This window comes from Aeromonas sp. 95A (genome assembly GCF_051919235.1).
Lineage (GTDB): Bacteria > Pseudomonadota > Gammaproteobacteria > Enterobacterales > Aeromonadaceae > Aeromonas > Aeromonas veronii.
On sequence record NZ_JBQBFC010000001.1, the window covers coordinates 4,531,742 to 4,553,659 of the forward strand.

At 58.0% G+C, this 21,918-nt stretch carries 19 protein-coding genes; 6 read left to right on the top strand and 13 right to left on the bottom strand.

Annotated elements, in window-relative coordinates; translation table 11 throughout:
* The first annotated feature begins 142 nt into the window (after positions 1-142).
* Positions 143-1,396, top strand: a complete 1,254-nt coding sequence (gene icd, locus ACTG2U_RS20730) for an NADP-dependent isocitrate dehydrogenase (RefSeq protein ID WP_005347179.1) — start codon at positions 143-145, stop codon at positions 1,394-1,396.
* 71 nt (positions 1,397-1,467) lie between these two features.
* Here the strand turns inward: icd and ACTG2U_RS20735 are convergent, their stop codons facing one another.
* The 3 genes from ACTG2U_RS20735 to dsdX form a co-directional block, all read right to left on the bottom strand.
* On the bottom strand, positions 1,468-1,644 hold the full coding sequence (locus ACTG2U_RS20735) for a hypothetical protein (protein ID WP_005337712.1): 177 nt from the start codon (positions 1,642-1,644) through the stop codon (positions 1,468-1,470).
* Between the two features lie 308 nt (positions 1,645-1,952).
* A complete protein-coding gene (locus tag ACTG2U_RS20740; protein WP_439975081.1) occupies positions 1,953-3,284 on the bottom strand; it encodes a D-serine ammonia-lyase in 1,332 nt (443 codons plus the stop codon).
* Between the two features lie 16 nt (positions 3,285-3,300).
* Positions 3,301-4,638 (bottom strand): D-serine transporter DsdX, encoded by a 1,338-nt coding sequence (dsdX, locus tag ACTG2U_RS20745; protein ID WP_439975082.1) that lies wholly within the window; start codon positions 4,636-4,638, stop codon positions 3,301-3,303.
* A 223-nt stretch (positions 4,639-4,861) separates the two neighbouring features.
* Here dsdX and dsdC point away from each other — a divergent pair, with 223 nt between their 5' ends.
* Entirely contained in the window at positions 4,862-5,806 is a 945-nt protein-coding gene (gene dsdC / locus ACTG2U_RS20750; protein WP_194495761.1) for a DNA-binding transcriptional regulator DsdC, read from the top strand.
* A 166-nt stretch (positions 5,807-5,972) separates the two neighbouring features.
* Here dsdC and ACTG2U_RS20755 read toward each other — a convergent pair whose 3' ends face one another.
* From ACTG2U_RS20755 to ACTG2U_RS20765, 3 genes are all read right to left on the bottom strand, one after another.
* Complete coding sequence (locus ACTG2U_RS20755; RefSeq protein WP_005337704.1) at positions 5,973-6,149, bottom strand: hypothetical protein; 177 nt, start codon at positions 6,147-6,149, stop codon at positions 5,973-5,975.
* A 291-nt stretch (positions 6,150-6,440) separates the two neighbouring features.
* Positions 6,441-6,890 (bottom strand): C40 family peptidase, encoded by a 450-nt coding sequence (locus ACTG2U_RS20760; protein WP_005337703.1) that lies wholly within the window; start codon positions 6,888-6,890, stop codon positions 6,441-6,443.
* A gap of 193 nt (positions 6,891-7,083) precedes the next feature.
* Positions 7,084-7,992 (bottom strand): hydrogen peroxide-inducible genes activator, encoded by a 909-nt coding sequence (locus ACTG2U_RS20765; RefSeq protein ID WP_005337702.1) that lies wholly within the window; start codon positions 7,990-7,992, stop codon positions 7,084-7,086.
* Between the two features lie 146 nt (positions 7,993-8,138).
* Between ACTG2U_RS20765 and ACTG2U_RS20770 the strand changes: the two genes are divergently transcribed.
* Complete coding sequence (locus tag ACTG2U_RS20770) at positions 8,139-8,741, top strand: peroxiredoxin C (protein WP_005337701.1); 603 nt, start codon at positions 8,139-8,141, stop codon at positions 8,739-8,741.
* A gap of 249 nt (positions 8,742-8,990) precedes the next feature.
* On the opposite strand, the gene ACTG2U_RS20775 is transcribed toward ACTG2U_RS20770, so the two are convergent.
* The 6 genes from ACTG2U_RS20775 to ACTG2U_RS20800 form a co-directional block, all read right to left on the bottom strand.
* Entirely contained in the window at positions 8,991-9,956 is a 966-nt protein-coding gene (locus ACTG2U_RS20775; protein ID WP_005337700.1) for an alpha-L-glutamate ligase-like protein, read from the bottom strand.
* Between the two features lie 3 nt (positions 9,957-9,959).
* The gene (locus ACTG2U_RS20780; protein WP_005337699.1) at positions 9,960-11,498 is read right to left on the bottom strand and encodes an inactive transglutaminase family protein; all 1,539 of its coding nucleotides are present in this window, start codon (positions 11,496-11,498) and stop codon (positions 9,960-9,962) included.
* Between the two features lie 3 nt (positions 11,499-11,501).
* Positions 11,502-12,290, bottom strand: a complete 789-nt coding sequence (locus ACTG2U_RS20785) for an ATP-dependent zinc protease family protein (RefSeq protein ID WP_005337698.1) — start codon at positions 12,288-12,290, stop codon at positions 11,502-11,504.
* 52 nt (positions 12,291-12,342) lie between these two features.
* Positions 12,343-13,320 carry a tRNA 5-methoxyuridine(34)/uridine 5-oxyacetic acid(34) synthase CmoB gene (gene cmoB / locus ACTG2U_RS20790; protein ID WP_198303909.1) on the bottom strand — a complete coding sequence of 326 codons (978 nt, stop codon included), beginning with the start codon at positions 13,318-13,320 and terminating at the stop codon, positions 12,343-12,345.
* Positions 13,317-14,063, bottom strand: coding sequence for a carboxy-S-adenosyl-L-methionine synthase CmoA (gene cmoA / locus ACTG2U_RS20795; protein WP_069529805.1), 747 nt, complete (start codon positions 14,061-14,063; stop codon positions 13,317-13,319). The genes cmoB and cmoA overlap by 4 nt, the downstream gene beginning before the upstream one ends.
* A 275-nt stretch (positions 14,064-14,338) precedes the next feature.
* Complete coding sequence (locus tag ACTG2U_RS20800; RefSeq protein ID WP_257724811.1) at positions 14,339-15,187, bottom strand: DUF72 domain-containing protein; 849 nt, start codon at positions 15,185-15,187, stop codon at positions 14,339-14,341.
* A gap of 162 nt (positions 15,188-15,349) precedes the next feature.
* Here ACTG2U_RS20800 and ACTG2U_RS20805 point away from each other — a divergent pair, with 162 nt between their 5' ends.
* From ACTG2U_RS20805 to ACTG2U_RS20815, 3 genes are all read left to right on the top strand, one after another.
* Positions 15,350-15,601 (top strand): FmdB family zinc ribbon protein, encoded by a 252-nt coding sequence (locus ACTG2U_RS20805; RefSeq protein ID WP_005337686.1) that lies wholly within the window; start codon positions 15,350-15,352, stop codon positions 15,599-15,601.
* A gap of 32 nt (positions 15,602-15,633) precedes the next feature.
* The gene (gene aspS, locus ACTG2U_RS20810) at positions 15,634-17,400 is read left to right on the top strand and encodes an aspartate--tRNA ligase (RefSeq protein ID WP_005337684.1); all 1,767 of its coding nucleotides are present in this window, start codon (positions 15,634-15,636) and stop codon (positions 17,398-17,400) included.
* Between the two features lie 102 nt (positions 17,401-17,502).
* On the top strand, positions 17,503-18,243 hold the full coding sequence (locus ACTG2U_RS20815; RefSeq protein WP_005337681.1) for a YebC/PmpR family DNA-binding transcriptional regulator: 741 nt from the start codon (positions 17,503-17,505) through the stop codon (positions 18,241-18,243).
* A 626-nt stretch (positions 18,244-18,869) separates the two neighbouring features.
* On the opposite strand, the gene adhE is transcribed toward ACTG2U_RS20815, so the two are convergent.
* Positions 18,870-21,536, bottom strand: coding sequence for a bifunctional acetaldehyde-CoA/alcohol dehydrogenase (gene adhE / locus ACTG2U_RS20820; protein ID WP_005361612.1), 2,667 nt, complete (start codon positions 21,534-21,536; stop codon positions 18,870-18,872).
* Positions 21,537-21,918 lie beyond the last annotated feature (382 nt).

A 21,918-nucleotide genomic window follows, 5' to 3' on the forward strand; every position in this document is an offset into this window, starting at 1 on the left:
GAAGGCGTGGTGACGGCGCACTGGCGGGTGGCTACCTCTTTGGTCTGACATGCTTTCTTGTCGTTTTATTATGAAAATGAATGGGCTAAGATGGCCGCGCGCAACAAACAAGTTGATAACAAACGGAAGTTAGGAGATGCCGATGGAAAGCAAAGTAGTAATCCCGACCCAAGGTCAGAAAATCACAGTCGATGCCAACGGCAAGCTGCAGGTTCCCAACCATCCGATCATTCCGTTTATTGAAGGGGATGGCATCGGTGTTGACGTAACCCCGGCCATGTTGAATGTGGTGAATGCTGCGGTCGAGAAAGCCTACAAGGGCGAGCGCAAGATCGCCTGGATGGAGATCTACACCGGCGAGAAGTCGACTCATGTCTATGGCGAAGGTGCCTGGCTGCCGGCCGAAACCCTCGATTTCATTCGCGAATACTGCGTAGCCATCAAGGGCCCGCTGACCACGCCGGTCGGTGGCGGTATCCGCTCTCTCAACGTGGCTCTGCGTCAGGAGCTGGATCTCTACATCTGCCTGCGCCCGGTGCGTTACTACGACGGCACCCCGAGCCCGGTGAAACGTCCTGATCTGACCGACATGGTGATCTTCCGCGAAAACGCCGAAGACATCTACGCCGGTATCGAGTGGAAGGCCGACAGCGCCGAAGCAAACAAGGTGATCGCCTTCCTGCAAAACGAAATGGGCGTGAAGAAAATTCGCTTCCCCGAGTCCTGCGGGATCGGCATCAAGCCGATGTCCAAAGCCGGTACCGAGCGTCTGGTGCGTGCCGCCATCGAGTATGCCATCGACAATGATCGCGACTCCGTGACTCTGGTGCACAAGGGCAACATCATGAAGTTCACCGAAGGTGCCTTCAAGGATTGGGGTTATGCTCTGGCCCAGAACGAGTACGGTGCCCAGCTGATCGATGGCGGCCCCTGGTGCTCCTTCAAGAACCCGAAAACCGGCAAGACCATCGTCATCAAGGATGTCATCGCCGATGCCTTCTTGCAGCAGATCCTGCTGCGTCCGGCCGAGTATGACGTCATCGCCTGTATGAACCTCAACGGCGACTACATCTCCGACGCGCTGGCCGCTCAGGTAGGCGGTATCGGCATCGCGCCGGGTGCCAACATCGGTGACGGCGTGGCCCTGTTCGAAGCGACCCACGGTACTGCACCGAAGTATGCCGGTCAGGACAAGGTCAATCCGGGCTCCCTGATCCTCTCTGCCGAGATGATGCTGCGCCACATGGGTTGGGTCGAAGCGGCCGATCTCATCATCAAGGGGATGGAAGCGGCGATCCGAAACAAGACCGTCACCTATGACTTCGAGCGTCTGATGGAAGGGGCCACCCTGCGCTCCTGCTCCCAGTTTGCTCAGGACATGATCGACCAGATGTAATCTGCTGCTTGCCAGAAACGCAAAACCGGCGCCATGTGCGCCGGTTTTTTATCGCGAAAGAGTGAAGGGGCTTATTGCGCCTGCTCTACGTGTTGCTGATAGCGTTGCTGCCATTTGCTGGTTTCTGCTTCATCACCCTGGGCCTTCCAGAAGGCGCAGATGGTGTTGGCAAGTTCCGAAGCCATCGCGTGATCTCCGTCACGTCGACTCATCAGATAATCTCCCAGCCAGCTTTGATATTGTTTCATTACCCGATCTCCTTATCTCATGTGCCCTTGAGGGTGCCCACCTTGATGGGAGCCTGTCGGCTCATCCTGGGGGGAGCATCATCAGGCATGATGGTGCAAAGTCACGACCCGGGCAGAGAGCCCGATGGGCAATCTGGCGGCGAACGTGACGCGAGATGTCAAAAAATGAGCGCCATTTTAGCACAAACTGACCAACTTGGGGAAATTGTCGCCATGGATTGCGACAGAACTGCCCCATCCCCTTGTTCCCAAAACAGAAAACCCGCCGTGATGGCGGGTTGATTTGCAGATAAAAGTGGCAAAACAGCCTAGATCTTGGCGCTGGCCAGGTACTTTGCCATCTCTTCGGCGGGCACCATGCCACCGCCGGTGGCCCACACCAGATGGGTGGCCTGTGCCATGGTTGCGGCATCGCAACCGCGCCCGGTGAGCCACTCGGGATTGGTTGCCACCCGCCACGGGCCAGCCATACCCGCCAGAGCAGAAGGTTCGAGTGTGATCTGCTCATCGCGCGCCAGCAGTCCGAGCAGGTCATACATCTCCTGATCGCTCAGGGTGTAGAAGCCATCGAGCAGTCGTTCCATGGCGCGGCCGACGAAGCCGGAGGCGCGACCTACCGCGAGGCCGTCGGCTTCGGTGAGGTTATCGATGCCCAGATCCTGCACCGCAATGGCATCATGCAATCCGGTGTGGACCCCCAGCAACATGCAGGGGGAGTGAGTGGGCTCGGCGAAGAAGCAGTGGACGTTGTCTCCGAACGCGAGCTTGAGACCAAAGGCCACGCCGCCCGGGCCGCCACCCACGCCGCAAGGGAGGTAGACAAACAGCGGGTGGTCGGCATCCACCTTGATGCCCATCTGGTCGAACTGCGTTTTCACCCGCTCGCCCGCCACCGAGTAGCCGAGGAACAGGGTGCGGGAGTTCTCGTCGTCGATAAAGAAGCAGTTGGGATCGCGCTCGGCCTCTTTGCGCCCCTGCTCCACCGCCACCCCGTAATCTTCGGCATATTCGACCACGATGACGCCGTGTTCACGCAGCTTGCGCTTCTTCCACTCCCGCGCATCGGCTGACATGTGGACGGTGACGGTAAAGCCGAGCTTGGCGCTCATGATGCCGATGGACATGCCAAGGTTGCCGGTGGAGCCCACTGCGATGCTGTACTGGCTGAAGAACTGGCGAAACTCGTCGCTGAACAGTTTGCGATAGTCATCCTCTTCGCAGAGCAGTCCCGCCTTGATCGCCAACTGTTCGGCGTGAGTCAGCACCTCGTAGATACCGCCGCGCGCCTTGATGGAGCCGGATATGGGCAGGTGACTGTCTTTTTTCAGCAGCAGTCGACCGGTGACCTCAACCCCGTAGCGCAGGTTGAGCGTAGCCTGCATCGCCGGAATGGCAGCGATCTCGGACTCCAGAATACCGTTGCTGGTGCGGGTCTCGGGGAAGGCTTCGCACATGTAGGGGGCGAAGCGGGCCAGCCGAGCGGAAGCGTCCGCCACATTGTTGTTATCGAGCCCCACATAGGGCAGACCGGCAGCCAGAGTGGTGGTGTTGGGGTTGAACCAGGTGACTGGCTCAAGCGCGATCAGGGATTGCACCAGTGGAAATTGCGCTGTGAGCTGTTGTACGTCGATGTTTTTCATAGTGTTCTCGGTCTTGTTACACGATAAAGGAGAGCAGGAAGGTACCGGCCAGCGCCATCAGGGAGGCGACCAAGGTGGCGGTGGTGTAGTACTTGAGCGTTTCGTTCAGGGTGGCGCCGCAATACTGCTTGACCAGCCAGAACAGAGAGTCAGTCACCATGGTGCAGCCAATGGCACCGGAGCCGATGGCCAGGGTCATGATCTCCGGGCTGATATCCGGGTAGTGCGCCATGATGGGGGAGACGATGGCGGTGGCGCCCATCATGGCGACGGTGGCGGAGCCCACGGCGGCGTGCAGCACGATAGCCACCAGCCAGGCGAGCAGAATCGGGTGCATATCCAACTGTGAGAGGATAGTGGCCAGAGAGTCGCCCAGCCCGCTGGTTTTGAGCACGCCGTTGAAGGCGCCACCCGCCCCGATGATGAGCAGGATATTGGCGATGGAGGAGAAGCACTCCTCGGTCTTGTTGAGCAGCCCTTTCATCTTCATCTGCTGGCGGATCCCCAGCAAGTAGTAGGCGGTGAAGGCGGCGATAAACATGGCGGTGATGGGGTTGCCGATAAACTCCAGCACGGTGTAGAGGTGGCTGGCGTGCTCCATATTGAGCTCGGCGACCGTCTTGGCAAGCATCAGCAGGATGGGCAGCAGCACGGTAAAGAGCGAGGCGCCTAAAGTCGGGAGAGTTGCTTCATCGCGGGCCTTGATGTCGGCAAAGGCATCGGGTACCACCTTGAACGGGAGCCGGTTGCCCAGCAGTTTGAGGAACAGCGGGCCGCCAACCAGCGAGGCAAACAGCCCGACCGCGAGGCCATAGACGATGACGGAGCCGACGTCAGCCCCCAGCTGATTGGTGACGTAGAGGGCTGCCGGGTGCGGCGGCACTATGCAGTGCACGGCCATCAGGGCGGTGCAGAGCGGAATGGCCAGGGTCAGCTGCGAGGTTCTGGTCTTGCGGGCGATGGAGAAGGCGAGCGGGATCAGCAGTACTACCCCGACTTCGACAAACAGGGTGATGCCGCACACCAGACCCACCAGTACCATGATGACATCCGGCGAGAGCCAGCGGCATCTCTGCAGGGCGAGGCCGATGCGCTCCGCCGCCCCTGACACCTCCATCATCTTGCCAAGTATGGTGCCAAGACCAATGACGGCGGCGAGAAAGCCTAGCGTGCCGCCAATGCCCGCTTCCATGGCATTGACCATGTTGACCGGGTTCATCCCCATCAGGGTGCCGACATAGAAGCTCGCCAGCAGCAGGGCGAGGAAAGGATGCACCTTGCCCTTCACTATGGTAACCACGATAAGAATGATGCTACTTAGCAAGGTAGCGATGACCCATACCTCTGAACTCATACTGCGCCTCGACATCTGTTGTGTGTGATTGTTTATGCGCTTATTGAATGAAAATGAGGCGGGGCTGACAAATGATGAAATCGACCACTTGGATGAGCTGAGGTGATGCAAAGGCGCTACATTGGTCACAATTTATCGAAATCACACTCTTTGGGTCTTTTGGTTTCATCCTGAAGGTGGCCTGTGGGTGTATCATCGGCGGCCATTGCGAAGAGGGGGATGAATGTATAACGGGGATAATTACATATCGCGCAACAAGCTGCTGAGTGGCTACCAGCTGGCCAAGCTGCACACCTTCGAGGCGGCCGCCCGCCACGGATCCTTTGCTATGGCAGCTGATGAGCTGTCGCTGAGCCCCAGTGCCGTGAGTCACCGGATCAGCGCGCTGGAAGAGGAGCTGGGGTTCAAGCTCTTTGAGCGTTTTCACCGCAAGGTGGTACTGACGGCGGATGGGCAGCGGGTGTTCTGGGCGCTCAAATCTTCGCTGGAGTTCATCAATCAGGAGATCCTGGAGATCAAGAATCAGGAGCTCTCCGGTACCCTGACCATCTATTCGCGTCCCTCCATCGCCCAGTGCTGGCTGGTGCCCAGGTTGGCGGATTTCTCCCGCCTGCATCCGCAGATCGAGCTCAATATCATCACCGGTAACGAGAACATCAACCTGCATGGTTATGGCATCGATTTGACCCTCTATTTCGATGAGAAGAGCCCGGAGCGGCTTGCCATCCACCCGCTGATGGATGAGTTCATGCTGCCGGTCTGCAGCCCGGAATATGCCGAGCAGCACGGGCTTGTCGGTAATCCCGCCAACTTGTCTTTGTGCCGTCTGCTTCATGATCGGCAGGCATGGGGATTTGACTCGGATACCGATGAATGGAGCTGCTGGGCTCGCCACGCCGGGGTCAGCCTCGAGGCATGCCAGCTGAGCATGGGTTTTGATCGCTCGGATCTCGCCATCATCGCCGCCATGAATCACGCCGGGATCGCCATGGGGCGCAAGAATCTGGTGAGCAAGCGACTGGCACGCAACGAGCTGGTGGCCCCTTTTGCCGGGCTGGAGATCAAGTGCGAGCAGCGTTATTACATGGCGACCCTGCCCAATCGGGCGTGTCCCAAGATCCAGGCCTTTATCGACTGGGCGCAGGAAATGGCTGCCGAGATGGAATGAACAGAGGCTGGTACGCAAGAGAGCAACATGCAGGCGGCAAAACGCGAGTTAACGAAGGTTGCGGTTTAACGTAGCGGGAAAATTGGGGGAGAGGGGTTGGCTGATGGTGGTTGGTCGCGAGTGGCCTTGCTGCCAACCGTGGCTGGCAGCAAGGCAACGGTTGGGATCAGGTGGTCTTTTCCAGATGGTTCTGATAAATCTGCTGCCACTTGTCCAGTTCGTTTTCATCACCCTGCTGCTGCCAGAACTCGCAGATGGAACTCGCCATCTCGCATGCCATGGCGTGGTCACCGTCACGGCGACTCATCAGGTATTGCCCCAGCCAGCTTTGATACTGTTTCATTGCACGATCTCCTTATCTATTTAACCCTTGATACTGCAGCTGTGGGACACCCGTCCGGCAGTGTTGCGCCACACTCCACTTTCGCCGCGCGTGTTGTCAATCAGGACAGAGAGCGTATGAGAAAAAGGCAAAAGTGTTAAAAATTGGCCACCACCTTATCACAAAATGGTGTGATATGCAGGCTTTGGGTCCAATTGAGTTATAAGCGCGGGTTGTGTGTCCCGACATCGCGACAGGGATTGACGGAGAGTATCGGCACGCGACTTGTGCCGCAAGCAGGCGTTTGAGCGGTTACTGGGTCACCCGACGTGCCTGCCAGTAGCGACTGTTCCAGTAGACGTTGTCGAGGCGGGAGCGGATCACTCCCTTGCTGGTGGAGGCGTGAATAAACTCGCCGGCACCTGTGTAGACCCCCACATGGTATTGCTGCCAGCCGGTCTTGAAGAAGACCAGATCCCCGTGTTGCAGCCGGTAGCGATCCACCGGTTTGCCAATGCTGGCCTGAGATTCGGTGGTTCTTGGCAGGTTGAAGCCCAGCACCTGACTGTAGGCGAGCTGGGTGAAGGCGGAGCAGTCTAGCCCCGCGCGGCTTGCGCCGCCCATGCGGTAGGGAACACCGCGCCACTGTTGGTAGAAGCCATCAAAGGCACTGCTCTGCCGGGGGGCCGGAGGCGGCTCCGGCGTGCTGGAACAGGCGGCCAGCAGCAGAGTCAGCAGGGATAGCAGCAGCTTGCGATACATCGGGCTCTCTCCACGGACGGGTCTACCAAACGAGACATTTATCGAGCGCCATATCCTGCCAAATCGTTCTGGGGGCAGGAGGGCACGCGACAACTTTTCCATCATAAACAGGGATCTGGCTCCAGACCTAGTCTCGAGAGGAAAAATGTGGTGGGGAACTGAAAAACGCCAACCCGAGGGCTGGCGTTTGTTGTCACTCGTTGTGGCTGATCAGCGGTTTAAGCAGCTCGGCCAGCTTGTAGAAGGTCTGCACCCGGGTGGTGCTGGGGCGCCAGACCAGCCCGATCTCGCGATAGGAGGTCTCTCCCGGCAGCGGGATGGCCACCAGATCGGAGTTGGCAAGGATGCCAGCATCGATGGCCATCTGCGGCAGGAAGGTGGTGCCAAGACCCGCTTCCACCATCTGTACCAGGGTGTGCAGGCTGGTGGCGGCGAACGGGTTGATCTTGCTCTTGTCCCGCAGGCGGCAGGCGCTCACTGCGTGCTCGGTGAGGCAGTGCTCCCGCTCCAGCAGGAAGATGCTCTGGTTGGGCAGCTCCTTGTAGTCGAACGGGGTATGCAGACCGGCCGCCATGCTGGCGGGCATCACCATGTGGAACGGATCCTGGCCGACGGTCTTGCAGTGAAATCCCCCGATCTCGATGGGCAGGGCGAGGATCAGCAAGTCGAGCTGACCCTGTTCCAGCTGCTTGAGCAGATTGCTGGTGGTGTCTTCACGCAGCAACAATTCGAGGTCAGGATAGGTTTTGCTGCACTCTTTCAGCAGCTTGCTCAGCAGGAAGGGGGCGATGGTGGGAATGCAGCCAAGACGTACCGTCCCCTGCATCACGCCGCCCTGATGTTGCCCGAGCTCCATGAGATCCCGCGCATCGGAGAGTAAATTGCGAGCGCGCTCGACGATTTCCATGCCGACCGGGGTCATAATGAAGCTCTTGTGGTCCCGCTCCACCAGTTGCAGGTTCATCATGTCCTCCAGCGTCTGGATCCCGGTACTCAGGGTCGACTGGCTGACATGACAGGCCTTGGCGGCGCGGTTGAAGTTCTTGTGCTCATCGAGAGCGACCAGATATTGCAGCTGTTTGAGGCTGGGCCAACGTTGCATAGAAAAACCCGATTAATGCTATCTATTTAATTTGATTTAACTAATCTACCACCGGGTCTATAGTTTGTCGCTTGAATTAGATGGACTTGGCTCTAGGTAGCCCAATCCTCACCGGATTGTTCACTTCACATAAAGAGGAATTGAATATGGTATTGGTAGGCCGTCCCGCACCCGATTTTACCGCCGCAGCTGTTCTGGGTAATGGCGAGATCGTTGATTCATTCAACCTGTCATCCCACATCAAAGGCAAAGCTGCCGTTGTCTTCTTTTATCCGCTCGATTTCACCTTCGTCTGCCCGTCCGAGCTGATTGCCTTCGATCACCGTTATGAAGAGTTCCAGAAGCGTGGCGTGGAAGTGATCGGTGTTTCCATCGATTCCCAGTTCTCCCACAACGCATGGCGCAACACCAAAGTGGAAGATGGCGGTATCGGTCAGGTCAAGTACCCGCTGATCGCCGACGTGAAACACGAAATCTGCAAAGCCTATGACGTTGAGCATCCGGAAGCCGGCGTGGCGTTCCGTGGCTCCTTCCTGATCGACAAGAACGGTGTCGTTCGTCACCAGGTTGTCAACGATCTGCCGCTGGGCCGCAACATCGACGAGATGCTGCGCATGGTCGATGCCCTGCAATTCCACGAAGAGCACGGCGAAGTGTGCCCGGCTCAGTGGGAAAAAGGCAAAAAAGGTATGCAAGCCTCTCCGGACGGCGTTGCCAAGTACCTGTCCGAGAATGCTGACTCCCTGTAATCGGGTCGTACTCTCCTTGAAGAACCGGCGTCTTGGCGCCGGTTTTTTTATATCTGAGATTTATCCATCCCCTGACATTGCGGTCACACTCTTCTCACTCCATCGCTATTCCAAGCAGCCGTTCGCTGGCGTACTCGTTGTTTCGAAATGAGGTGCTGCCCCTATGGCTGGATGGGGGATATGCCGACAGACAAACATGAGCCATAAAAAAAGCGCGCCATAGGCGCGCTCAGTTCACAAGCGGAGGTGTTATTCCTCAAAGATCCCGAAGTGATCCTTGGCGAAATTGACCCGCTGCTCCACGTTCATCTTCACCTGCCCCAGCTTCTCGATGGTCTTGAGATTGGGCACCAGGCCGCGACCGTTGGCGATCTGGATGGCAAGGCCGGGACGGGCGTTGAGCTCCAGCAGCATGGGGCCGCGGAACTTGTCCAGCACCATGTCAGTACCTATATAGCCCAGACCCGACATCTCATAGCAGGAGGCCGCCAGGGTGAGCAGGGTATCCCAGTGTGGGACCTTGAGCTCATAGAGGTCGAGGCCGGTGTCCGGGTGGTGGCGCAGCGGATTGCCAAACTGCACTGCCCGCAGGGCACGACCGGTACGCAGGCACAGACCCACCCCCACGGCGCCCTGGTGCAGGTTCGCCTTGCCGTCAGAGGCGGCGGTGGAGAGGCGCATCATCGCCATCACCGGGAACCCTTTGAAGATGATGACTCGGGCATCGGGTACCCCTTCGAAGGAGTAGCCGTCGAACACATCATCAAAGTTGATGAGGCCTTCCACCAGTGCCACGTCTGGCTTGCCGCCAAGCGAATAGAGCCCCGCCAAAATGTTGGAAACATGGCGCTCCAGATCCTGACCGTTGGAGGCGCTGCCGTTGGGCTTGTAGAAGAGGCCATCTTCCTGACGCAGGATCACCAGGATCCCCTTGCCGCCCGAGCCACGAGCCGGCTTGATGCAGAAGCCCGGCCAATCTTTTACCAGCTCGGTGATGCGACCCACATCGTGCTGGGCACGGATGGTACCGATAAGCTCAGGCACGGTGACCCCTGCATCCAGCGCAATTTGCTTGGTCTGCAGCTTGTCATCCACCAGCGGATAGAGGCTGCGCGGATTGTAGCGGCTGATGTAGGAGTGGTTGCGCTTGTTCATGCCGAGGATGCCTGATTGGGACAGGCTCCACGGGGTGGTGTATTTTTCCCAGAACCACATCGGTTACTTGTCCTTACCCGGGGTGACGCCAGATTTCATCTCGTCTACCAGCGGCTTGAAGCGCTTCAGTTCGCTCAGCTTGTAGCCTGTGTAGTTACCCATCAACAGCACGGTCGCCATCAGCACCAGCTGCAGGCCGAGGAAGTTGAAGGTGAGGTGACGAATTAGCTCGTTATCCATGGCCAGATAGGCGATGACTGCAACCAGCAGAGAGCCGCCGCCCTGGCGGAACACTTCTTTCGGGCCCTCTTCTTCCCACAGGATGGACATCCGTTCGATGGTCCAGGAGAGGATGATCATCGGGAAGAAGGTGATCTTCATGCCGTCGGTCAGCCCCAGCTTGAAGGCGAACGCGGAGAAGATACCGATCATCGAGATAACCATGATGATGATGGCCGATATTCGGGCGACCAGCAGCAGGTTAAGCCGCGACAGATAGGAGCGGATGATGAGACCGGTACCGACGATCAGCAGGAAGCCGATGAGACCGGTGACCAGCGAGGTCTGGATAAAGGCGACCGCGATCAGCACCGGCATAAAGGTACCGGAGGTTTTGATCCCCACCAGAACCCGCAGGAACACCACCATCAGCACGCCGATCGGGATCAGCAGCAAGCCCTTGAACAGGGTCTGCTCTTCCAGCGGCAGGCTGTGGATGGAGAAGTTCATCATCTCTGATTTTTCGAACTTCTGCGCGAGAGCAACGCTCACCGGCTGCTCCTGCTCGATCATCGAGAAGCTGACACGGGAGTTGTGACCACCGGTTACGTCCAGCAGGGCGCCGGAGTTGTATTCCCACAGCAGCAGGTTGGCCGGACGACCCTGTTCACCGGTTTGCGGGTTGAACAGCTTGTAGTCGGTCGGGCTGTTGAATACCTGCAGGTAATCCACCAGCTCCTGACGACGGCGGCCATCTTCCAGATTCAGGGCATGCACCACGCGGGTGGGGACGTCAGCATTGTTGAGCAGTTCGGCGATCAGGTTGGCGCGGCTCTTGTGCTTTTTCAGCAGCTCGGCGTTCTGCTCCTGCTTCTCGATCTCCTTGATGATCTCGCGAGTCAGGGTGTAGCCGTCGGCAGAGCGCTCCTGTGCCCGCTCGAGGATCTGCTTCATCGCGGTGGCGTAAGGCTCACTCTCGATCTGCTTCTCGATGGCAGGCGGCTGCGGATTGGCGGCCGGTTTGGCATGGGCATCCGCCATCATGTCGACGCGGTAGTAGAGCTCCTGACGGCCAGAGGCGGTGCGGATGGACCACTCGGCGCGGGCATCGCCATCTTTCTCGACGAAGGAGAGGCCGTAGCCGGGGCTGGCGGCGTTCTCGTTCATCAGGGTGAAACCGGGCTGGGTGCCCGGAATGGCCAGGGAGGCGATCACCGGCTCACCGGTCGCCTCAAACTCCAGCTTGGCTTCGATGGACCAGATCTGGCGCTTTTCACCGGGCGTCAGCGGCACATCCAACGCGATATGGTGATAGATCGTCATCCCCAGGCCGACAATGTACAGCAGGGCTACCAGCAAATAGAACGGCTTACGGGAAACCATGGATTATTTCACATCCTTGAGCTTGGGTTTGGGTTGGATATATTCGCGGGCCACATCAACCACGGCGATGTCTTTCAAAAATTCGCGACCCAGCAGCACAGGGAAGGTCATGTCGCTACGGTCTTTCAGGGTAAATTCGGCTTTCTCGGTCATGTCGCCAATGCGCACGGCCAGACGCACTACCGGACGGCGGTCCAGATCGTCGGCAGAGGCCTGACGCACCCGCACATGGCGTACCAGCGGCGCTTCGATCTGGATCTTGTCGTCCACTTCCTGATGGCTTAGGAAGAAGCGCACCCAGTTTTTGCCGTTGCGCTCGAAAATGGTGATCTCCTGCGCACTGATGGAGGAGGTGGTCGCACCGGTATCGACCCGCGCCTGGAAGGCGTCGTTGGCCGCATCAACCCAGATCCACTCGGCTTCACCGACCATCAGCTTGCCATCGATGGTGTGACCCTGATTGGGGGCCGGGCACTTCTCGGTGGGGATGGCCATCGGCTTGGGCGGCTCGGAGGGGAGGGTGGCGAGCTTGTGGTCTACTTGCTTGACGGACTCTTTCATATTGGTGACATCTGTGTTGAGCTGAACCAGCAGGTGCTGTTGCTGCACATACTGCTTCTGTTGCTGTTCCATGGATGTTTGCAGGCGTTGCTCGCTCTGGCTCAGCTCGCTACGAAGCTCGGCCAGCGTCAGAGCAGGGACCTGAGGCGCTTTTTCCATATTGACACACCCGCCGAGACTAAGCAGGGAGAGCAGGGTCATTCCTTTTAATTTGCTTTTCATGTCATTCATTTAACTGTGCTTCCTGGAATTGGGTCAGTGTAACTTCCTGAATCGCCATCGGCTAGTCTTTGGCCTTGCGGGCAATCAGTACGGCACGTTTCGGCGCCGGGTGTCCTTCTACCGTGAGTGCCGGATTGTCTGGATCCAGATAGTCACTCAGGGATTCATTAATCATCCAGTCGGTACGACGCTGTTCGTCGGTGCTGGTCATATTCTCGTCTACTATCCGCACGTCGGTGAAGCCGCAGCGCTCGACCCACAGCTTGAGGGCGTGGCTTGAGGGAATAAACCAGACGTTGCGCATCTTGCCGTAACGATCGGTGGGCATCAGCACGTCGTTGACACCGCCGTCAATCACTAGCGTCTCCAGCACCAGCTCGCCATCATCTTTCAATTGATTGCGCAGCTGCTCGATGTGCTCGATGGGGGATTTGCGGTGATAGAGCACCCCCATGGAGAAGACGGTGTCAAAGGCACGCAGCTCCGGCAGCTCCTGAATACCGAGCGGCAGCAGGTGGGCGCGCTGATCATTGCCTGCGAAGTGGCGAATGGCCTCGAACTGGCAGAGGAACAGCGGGCTAGGGTCGATGCCGACCGCCAGCTTGGCCCCTTCACCCACCATGCGCCAGAGGTGGTAGCCGCTGCCGCAACCCACATCCAGCACGTAACGGCCTTCGAGCGGGCTGATATGGGGCAGCACCCGATCCCACTTCCAGTCAGAGCGCCACTCGGTATCGATATGGATGCCGTGCACGGTGAACGGCCCCTTGCGCCAGGGCATGAAGTGGCGCAGCAGGCTCTCGACCTTCTTGCGCTCACCTTCGCCAAGGCTCTCGGCCGAGCCAATCTCGACCCGGCTTTTCAGCTCGATGTTGCCGGGAGCCACCTGCGGCAGCTTGTTGAGGGCGCGATTCCAGCGCGGCAGGTCACCATGCTGGTTGTCATGTTGCCAGGCGTGCAGCTGGGCGGGCAGGGTATGCAGCCAGTGGCTCAGCCGGTTTTTGGCAATCAGTTGATAGAAATTGGCAAAGTCGATCATGGCTGGGCGTCGCTGGATTTGATGGCAATCATGGAGCCGAAGTTGAAGCACTGGAACCAGAGATCCTGATGGACGAAACCGGCATCCCGCAGACGGGCCTGATGCACCGGCAGGCTGTCGGTGCGCATCACGTTCTCAAGGGCGGTGCGTTTCTGGCTGATCTCCAGCTCGCTGTAGCCATTGGCCCGCTTGAAGTCGAGATGCAGATCGATGAGCAGCTCGTTGACCGGTTCATCTTCGAAGCGGAACTTTTCGCTCAGGATCAGGATCCCGCCCGGGCGCAGACCATCGTGAATGCGCTGGATCAGGGCGGCCCGTTTTTCTGGCTCGACAAATTGCAGAGTGAAGTTGAGCACCACCACGGAGGCGTTCTCGATCTCGATGTCGCAGATATCTGCTTCCACCAGCTCCACCGGCACCTCGGATTTGAAACCGGAGAGGTGGGCGCGGGCGCGCTCAATCATCGGGTGGGAGAGATCCACCGCGGTGATGCGGCAGCCGGACTGGCTGACATGGCGACGCATCGCCTGGGTCGCGGCGCCCAGTGAGCAGCCGAGATCATAGAGTCGGCTCTCGGGTTGGGCGTAGCGGGCGGCCATCATGCCGATGGCGGAGATGATGTTGCTGTAACCCGGCACCGAGCGCTGGATCATATCGGGAAATACGTCGACGACCTGTTCGTCAAAACAGAAGTCTCCCAATCGGGCGATCGGGGCGGCAAAAATTTGATCTTTGGTATGCATGCTGGCGCAACCTGACAGTCGGGACATCACCCGGCTGTATTGTTCAATTGAGTCGTTGGGTGACACCCATCAGAGTAGATTTATCACCTGTTTACGAACGGGGTGGCTGGTCGTGAAATCCTTTGGACCGTTCCTGTTCGTACGGGCCATGTTCCGGACCCTTACTTGGGGCGGTAGTGTAGAGGATTGATGGCCGTTTGTCTTGACGCCAGGGCTTGCCACGCCACAAAAAAGCACTTTTTTTGCAGCGAAACGATGGCCGCAGAATGGGTTGGCTAAAAGCGCAGCACTCCCTGCCGTGCGCGATCGTTTTCCCCCGGCCAGGGGGCCATCTCCTGCTCCAGCAAGCGGGTGATCTGACGGGCCAGCTCAGGTGCCTGGGCGTTGTCGGCAGTATGTATATAGAGGTAGAGGTCCTTGCCCTCCGCGAGCCACTGGCGCCAGTGGGGGAACCAGCTGGGTAGGAAGGGGTGATTGGCCGCCGGATCCGGCAGGCCGATAAAGCGCACCATGGGGGCGTTGGCGGTGGCCAGCAGATGTACCGGCAGGCGTGGCTTCTTGCCCTGGGCATCGACAAGGGCTGGCGTGGTTGCTTGCACCGAGAAGAGTGGCCGGCTGTCGAGCATCACCCGGTTCACACCCTGTTCCATCAGCAGTCGGTTCAATGCCCGCTCGGCCTCCCCCTTGGCGAAGAAGTCGTGGTGGCGCACTTCGAGGGCGTAGCGAAACGCCCGCGGCAGCCGATCGATGAAGGCCGCCAGTCTGGCCAGCCCCTCTGGCCCAAAACGGGCGGGCAACTGCAGGGTGAGCAGCCCCAGCTTGTCGTGCAGTGGGGCGAGCAGGCGAATAAAGTCGGCGACTTGTTTGTCTGCGCTCACCAGATCGCTCTGGTGGCTGATGGTTTGCGGAAATTTGAAGTTGAAACGAAAGTGATCGGGCACCGCATCGGCCCAGCGCTGTACCGTATCGGGGGTCGGCAGGGCGTAGAAGGTGGTATTGCCCTCCACCGAATTGAACACGGTGGCGTAGTGGGCGAGGTGTTCAGCAGGCTTGGCGCCAAGGCCTAGCAACTGGCCGGGCCAGCTGGGGTGGGACCACTGTGGCAGGCCCAAATAGAGGCTCATGATGGCTATTCTCTTCGCTCTTGGTGCATTCGTGCCGATTTTTTGCCCGCTTTTTGCCATCGAGCGCAAAAAACTGGCGAAAGGAGGCTGCTGGCCATTTTACCCAAAAGGGGGTTTTCCTCTATAATGCCAGCCCTTTTGTTTTTCAATTTCTTGTGACCCATGCCTATCTACGAATATCGTTGCGACGTCTGTGGCCATGAATTGGCAAAACTGCAAAAGCTTTCCGATGCCCCCCTGACCGACTGTCCGGCCTGTAGCAAGCCGAATCTGGTCAAGCTGATATCGGCGGCAGGCTTCCGGCTCAAGGGAACCGGATGGTACGAGACTGATTTCAAACCGGGTAAGAAAAAGAATCTGGCCAGCTGTGAGACAGACGGTGCTTGCCAGTCGTGCCCGGCGGCCCAAGGTTAACCGTCTCTCTACAATTTCGAAGGAAGAAGTCCATGCGCTCTATCTATTGCGGACAGGTCAATGAGGCCCATGCAGGGCAGACCATTACATTGTGCGGTTGGGTTCATCGTCGTCGTGATCTCGGCGGTCTGATCTTTATCGATATGCGCGACCGGGAAGGGATCGTTCAGGTGTTCTTCGATCCGGACAAGCCGGACGCGTTCGCCCTGGCCTCCGAGCTGCGCGGCGAGTTCTGCATCCAGGTGACCGGCGTGGTGCGCACCCGTCCCGAGTCCCAGCGCAACAGCGACATGGCCACTGGCGCCATCGAAGTGTTCGCCCACGAACTCAACATCATCAACCGTGCCGAGCCGCTGCCGCTGGACTTCAATCAGGTCAACAGCGAAGAGATCAGCCTCAAGTATCGCTACCTGGATCTGCGTCGTCCCGAGATGGCCAAGTACCTGAAGACCCGTGCCAAGGCCAGCGCCTTCGTACGCCGCTTCATGGACGAGCACGGCTTCCTCGATATCGAGACCCCGATGCTGACTAAGGCCACCCCGGAAGGCGCCCGGGACTATCTGGTGCCGAGCCGCGTGCACAAGGGCAAGTTCTACGCTCTGCCGCAATCACCCCAGCTGTTCAAGCAGTTGCTGATGATGTCCGGCTTCGATCGCTACTACCAGATCGTCAAGTGCTTCCGTGACGAAGACCTGCGTGCTGACCGCCAGCCGGAATTCACCCAGATCGACGTGGAGACCTCCTTCATGACCGCGCCGCAAGTGCGTGAAGTGATGGAAGAGATGATCCGCAAACTGTGGCTGCACATCCTGAACGTGGATCTGGGCGACTTCCCGATCATGACCTTCGACGAAGCCATGCGTCGCTACGGCTCCGACAAGCCGGACCTGCGTCTGCCAATGGAGCTGGTTGATGTGGCTGATCTGCTGACTGCTGTCGAGTTCGCCGTGTTCGCGGGCCCCGCCAACGATCCGAAAGGCCGTGTGGCTGCCCTGAAAGTCCCGGGCGGTGCCGAGCTTTCTCGCAAGCAGATCGACGAATACACCAAGTTTGTCGGCATCTACGGTGCCAAGGGCCTGGCCTGGATGAAGGTCAACGAAGCCGCCAACGGCATCGAAGGCGTGCAGTCTCCGGTTGCCAAGTTCCTCTCTGACGCCATCGTGCGCGAGATCCTGGCTCGTACCGGCGCTGCCGACGGCGACATCATCTTCTTTGGCGCTGACAGCAAGAAAGTGGTCTGCGATGCTATGGGCGCCCTGCGTCTGAAAGTGGGTCGCGATCTGGGCCTGCTGGAGAACAGCTGGAAACCGCTGTGGGTCATCGACTTCCCGATGTTCGAGGAAGATGGTGAAGGTGGTCTGGCCGCCATGCACCACCCGTTCACCGCGCCGAGCAACATGAGCCCGGCCGAGCTGAAAGCCAACCCGGTGGGTGCTTACGCCAACGCCTACGACATGGTGATCAACGGCTACGAAGTGGGTGGCGGCTCTGTCCGTATCCACAACAGCGAGATGCAATCCACCGTGTTCGATATCCTGGGTATCACCCCGGCCGAGCAACGCCTGAAGTTTGGCTTCCTGCTGGATGCCCTGAAGTACGGCACCCCGCCGCACGCCGGTCTGGCCTTCGGTCTGGACCGTCTCAGCATGCTGCTGACCGGCACCGAAAACATTCGGGATGTCATCGCCTTCCCGAAAACGACCGCGGCTGCCTGTCTGATGACAGACGCCCCCAGCCTTGCCAATGCCGCCCAACTGGGTGAGCTGGCGATTGCAACCACCGTCAAGGGCGACGAGTAAGCCGATACCGGCACCGGAGGCCGCCGCCGTGCGGCCTCTGTGTTTCCCTTGGGTTAGTCATGATCAGTGTTACTGACATTTAAAAAATAACGGAGAGTCTCTATGGCAGGTCACAGTAAATGGGCCAACATCAAACACCGCAAGGCCGCTCAGGACGCCAAGCGTGGCAAGATCTTCACCAAGTTGATCCGCGAAATCACTACCTCCGCGCGTCTGGGTGATGCCGATCCGGCCAACAACCCGCGTCTGCGTGCTGCGGTGACTGCCGCCCTGACCAACAACATGACCCGCGACACCATCAACCGTGCCATTCAGCGTGGCGCCGGTGGTGGCGATGGCGAACAGCTCGAGACCATCGTGTACGAAGGTTACGGCCCGGCTGGCTCTGCCGTGATGGTAGAGTGCCTGACCGACAACCGTAACCGTACCGTAGCCGAAGTGCGTCACGCCTTCAGCAAGTGCGGTGGCAACCTGGGTACCGACGGCTCCGTTGCCTATCTGTTCAGCAAGAAAGGTCTGCTGACTTTCGTGGGCGTAGACGAAGATGCCCTGATGGATGCCGCGCTGGAAGCGGGCGCCGATGACGTGGTGACCGAAGAGGATGGCACCATCGAGGTGTACACCACCCCGAACGACTTCGGTACCGTGCTGGACGGTCTGGAAGCTGCCGGCTTCAAGGCCCAGAGCGCCGAAGTGACCATGATCCCCTCCACCGAAGCGGAGCTGGATGCAGAAACTGCACCCAAGCTGATGCGTCTGATCGACATGCTGGAAGATCTGGACGACGTGCAAGAGGTGTATCACAACGGCTCCATCTCCGATGAAGTCGCTGCGACCCTCTGATCGCTGAATTGTGCTCTCCCGATGGCAGCCTGATAGCTGCCATTTTTTTATCTTTGCATCGTGGCAACTGCTGATGTGTCAGTTGAGCATCCGGTGCAACAATTCTCTTCCCTGACAGTCTTTCCCGCTTTCTCTGCGCATTATCATTGCTCTGTCCCTGCCAGTCGGTTGGCCCTGCACGTACGCCAGTCGCAGTTCTGCTGCGTTGCGTTAGCGAGGCTCCGCTTATCCTGTTTATCACACCTTTAGCTCTTGAGATTGCGTTGACTGCTCACATCTGCCCGTCAGGGTAATTGCGTTGCGGGTAGGGGAGAGGAGGTGATGGGGCGTGCTCTTGTTATCAGAGGTGCCCATCAATACAGAGTCACAGGTTGGGATGTCGATAACGGATTGGCTGGGGCGAGTTGGTTGGTTGGTTGGTTGGTTGGTTGGTTGGTTGGTTGGTTGGTTGGTTGGTTGGTTGGTTGGTTGGTTGGTTGGTTGGTTGGTTGGTTGGTTGGTTGGTTGGTTGGTTGGGACGTTAGGGGCTGCACTACCGCAATCGGGTGGAGAGAGGAGCTCTGTGATAAGTGGCAGATAAAAAAAAGCCCGCGCAGTGCGCGGGCTTGTTATCTCAGGGCTGGTTATCAGGCCTTGGATTTCTTCTTGCCTTCAACCTTGGCTTCAACCGGGGCAGCAGTTACCGGAGCGGCTTCGGTGAACGGACGACCGTAGTAGGAGTCCAGCAGAACCTGCTTCAGCTCGCTGATCAGCGGGTAGCGCGGGTTGGCGCCGGTGCACTGGTCATCGAAAGCTTCGATAGCCAGCTGGTCAACCTTGGCCAGGAAGTCAGCTTCAGTTACGCCAGCTTCGCGGATAGAGGCCGGGATACCCAGGGTAGCCTTCAGCTCGTCCAGCCAGGTCAGCAGCTTCTCGATCTTGGCTGCGGTGCGGTCACCGGCAGCAGTCAGACCCAGGTGGTCAGCGACTTCGGCGTAACGACGACGAGCCTGCGGACGGTCGTACTGGGAGAACGCAGTCTGCTTGGTCGGGTTGTCGTTCGCGTTGTAGCGGATGACGTTGCTGATCAGCAGAGCGTTAGCCAGACCGTGCGGAATGTGGAACTCGGCACCCAGTTTATGAGCCATGGAGTGGCACACACCCAGGAAGGCGTTGGCGAACGCGATACCGGCGATGGTGGCAGCATTGTGCACCTTCTCACGAGCGATCGGGTCGTTGGCACCGTTCTGGTAGCTGGACGGCAGGTACTCTTTCAGCATTTTCAGGGCTTGCAGCGCCTGGCCGTCGGAGTACTCGTTAGCCAGTACGGAAACATAGGCTTCCATGGCGTGAGTCACGGCATCGATACCACCGAATGCACACAGGGACTTCGGCATACCCATGACCAGGTTGGCATCAACGATGGCCATGTTCGGGGTCAGCTCGTAGTCAGCCAGCGGATACTTCTGACCAGACACTTCATCGGTTACTACTGCAAACGGAGTGACTTCAGAGCCGGTACCGGAAGTGGTGGTGATACAGACCAGTTCGGCCTTCACGCCCATTTTCGGGAACTTGTAGATACGCTTGCGGATATCCATAAAGCGCATGGCCAGATCTTCGAACGCAGTGTTCGGGTGCTCGTACATCACCCACATGATCTTGGCCGCATCCATCGGTGAACCACCGCCCAGCGCCAGGATAACGTCCGGTTTGAAGGAGTTGGCCATCTCGGCACCCTTGCGAACCACAGCCAGGGTCGGGTCAGCTTCTACTTCGTAGAACACTTCCACTTCCATATTCTGTGCTTTCAGCAGGCTGACCAGTTCATCGGCGTAGCCGTTGTTGAACAGGAAGCGGTCAGTTACGACCATGGCACGCTTTTTACCTTCCAGGTCGCTCAGAGCGATCGGCAGGGAACCACGACGGAAGTAGATGGATTTCGGAAGTTTGTGCCACAGCATGTTTTCTGCCCGTTTTGCGACTGTCTTCTTGTTGATCAGGTGCTTCGGACCCACGTTTTCGGAGATGGAGTTACCGCTCCAGGAGCCGCAACCCAGGGTCAGGGACGGAGCCATTGCGAAGTTGTACAGGTCACCGATACCGCCTTGGGTAGACGGAGTGTTGATCAGGATACGCGCGGTCTTCATCTTGTCGCCGAAGTACTTGATGCGGTCAGCGTTGCGGTCCTGGTCGGTGTACAGACCTGAGGTGTGGCCGATACCACCGATGTTGACCATGTCACAGGCCATATCAACGGCGTTTTCGAAGCTGCTTGCACGGAACATACCGAGCAGCGGGGACAATTTCTCGTGAGCAAACTCGTCTTCTGCACACAGCTTGACGCCTTCACCGATCAGGATCTTGGTATCAGCCGGTACAGTTACGCCTGCCATCTCGGCAATCTTGGTGGCTGGCTGGCCAACGATGTTGGCGTTCAGGGCACCGTTGATCAGGATGACTTTACGTACCTTGTCAGCATCTTCTTTGGAGAGCACGTAGCCCTTGTGGGATGCAAAGCGCTCTTTAACCTGGTCGTAGATGGCATCAACAACGATGACTGCCTGCTCGGAAGCACAGACCACGCCGTTATCGAAAGTCTTGGACATCAGGATGGAGGCAACGGCACGCTTCACGTCGGCGGTTTCGTCGATAACGATAGGTACGTTACCGGCACCCACACCGATAGCAGGCTTACCGGAGGAGTAGGCTGCTTTCACCATGCCCGGGCCACCGGTGGCCAGGATCAGGTTGATGTCTTCGTGCTTCATCAGGGCGTTGGAGAGCTCAACAGACGGTTGGTCGATCCAGCCGATGATGTCTTTCGGTGCACCAGCGGCAACAGCTGCATCCAGTACCAGCTTGGCAGCGGTATTGGTGGAGTTCTTGGCACGGGGGTGCGGGGAGAAGATGATGGCGTTGCGGGTCTTGAGCGCGATCATGGATTTGAAGATCGCAGTGGAGGTCGGGTTGGTGGTCGGAACGATACCACAGATGATACCTACCGGCTCGGCGATGGTGATGGTACCCATCTGATCATCTTCGCTCAGAATGCCGCAGGTCTTCTCGTCTTTGTACTTGTTGTAGATGTATTCGGAGGCGAAGTGGTTCTTGATAACCTTGTCTTCGATGATACCCATACCGGACTCTTCCACGGCCATCTGGGCCAGGGGGATACGGGCGTTGTTGGCGGCCAGGGCGGCGGCACGGAAGATCTTGTCTACCTGCTCTTGAGAGAAGCTGGCGAATTCACGCTGGGCTTCCTTAACGCGGGCGACCAGTGCATCCAGTTCAGCCAAATTGGTTACTGCCATGTTTATCTCCTGATTATTTGAAAACTGTTTAGTAAGACGTTGGCAATGCCCGGCAATTATAGTCGCCCTGTCAAGACGGTATCGTTGCAACAGCTTTTTCACATGCCTTACTAAATCGCTTTCTGAGTCGATTATAGAGCGGGGCTGACTCAGAAAAACTTGATCTGGATCATGTGTAACAAAAGAACAAAAGAAATTTTATTTCACAATCCTTGTTTGACTGATGTTATCGGAATGTGCATCAAAGGGAAAGGTGAGAGACTTGTTAATGCAGTGCAATAAACCACATTTATCAAGTGGTTAATTGCACTCAGCCATAGTGTTACAGAGCTATTGTGGCGGTATAGGTTAGCAAATATGAGTGAATTGGTTTCAAAATCAC

Excerpts from the sequence above, each read along its gene's own strand:
- ACTG2U_RS20765 (WP_005337702.1), bottom strand. The coding sequence starts at position 7,992 with ATGCAACGTTGGCCCAGCCTCAAACAGCTGCAATATCTGGTCGCTCTC.
- cmoB (WP_198303909.1), bottom strand. The coding sequence starts at position 13,320 with ATGATCGACTTTGCCAATTTCTATCAACTGATTGCCAAAAACCGGCTG.
- dsdX (WP_439975082.1), bottom strand. The coding sequence starts at position 4,638 with ATGAGTTCAGAGGTATGGGTCATCGCTACCTTGCTAAGTAGCATCATT.
- ACTG2U_RS20805 (WP_005337686.1), top strand. The coding sequence starts at position 15,350 with ATGCCTATCTACGAATATCGTTGCGACGTCTGTGGCCATGAATTGGCA.
- icd (WP_005347179.1), top strand. The coding sequence starts at position 143 with ATGGAAAGCAAAGTAGTAATCCCGACCCAAGGTCAGAAAATCACAGTC.
- ACTG2U_RS20785 (WP_005337698.1), bottom strand. The coding sequence starts at position 12,290 with ATGAATGACATGAAAAGCAAATTAAAAGGAATGACCCTGCTCTCCCTG.
- ACTG2U_RS20815 (WP_005337681.1), top strand. The coding sequence starts at position 17,503 with ATGGCAGGTCACAGTAAATGGGCCAACATCAAACACCGCAAGGCCGCT.
- ACTG2U_RS20735 (WP_005337712.1), bottom strand. The coding sequence starts at position 1,644 with ATGAAACAATATCAAAGCTGGCTGGGAGATTATCTGATGAGTCGACGT.
- ACTG2U_RS20770 (WP_005337701.1), top strand. The coding sequence starts at position 8,139 with ATGGTATTGGTAGGCCGTCCCGCACCCGATTTTACCGCCGCAGCTGTT.
- adhE (WP_005361612.1), bottom strand. The coding sequence starts at position 21,536 with ATGGCAGTAACCAATTTGGCTGAACTGGATGCACTGGTCGCCCGCGTT.
- ACTG2U_RS20755 (WP_005337704.1), bottom strand. The coding sequence starts at position 6,149 with ATGAAACAGTATCAAAGCTGGCTGGGGCAATACCTGATGAGTCGCCGT.
- ACTG2U_RS20775 (WP_005337700.1), bottom strand. The coding sequence starts at position 9,956 with ATGTGGTTCTGGGAAAAATACACCACCCCGTGGAGCCTGTCCCAATCA.
- cmoA (WP_069529805.1), bottom strand. The coding sequence starts at position 14,063 with ATGCATACCAAAGATCAAATTTTTGCCGCCCCGATCGCCCGATTGGGA.
- ACTG2U_RS20760 (WP_005337703.1), bottom strand. The coding sequence starts at position 6,890 with ATGTATCGCAAGCTGCTGCTATCCCTGCTGACTCTGCTGCTGGCCGCC.
- dsdC (WP_194495761.1), top strand. The coding sequence starts at position 4,862 with ATGTATAACGGGGATAATTACATATCGCGCAACAAGCTGCTGAGTGGC.
- ACTG2U_RS20800 (WP_257724811.1), bottom strand. The coding sequence starts at position 15,187 with ATGAGCCTCTATTTGGGCCTGCCACAGTGGTCCCACCCCAGCTGGCCC.
- ACTG2U_RS20780 (WP_005337699.1), bottom strand. The coding sequence starts at position 11,498 with ATGGTTTCCCGTAAGCCGTTCTATTTGCTGGTAGCCCTGCTGTACATT.
- ACTG2U_RS20740 (WP_439975081.1), bottom strand. The coding sequence starts at position 3,284 with ATGAAAAACATCGACGTACAACAGCTCACAGCGCAATTTCCACTGGTG.
- aspS (WP_005337684.1), top strand. The coding sequence starts at position 15,634 with ATGCGCTCTATCTATTGCGGACAGGTCAATGAGGCCCATGCAGGGCAG.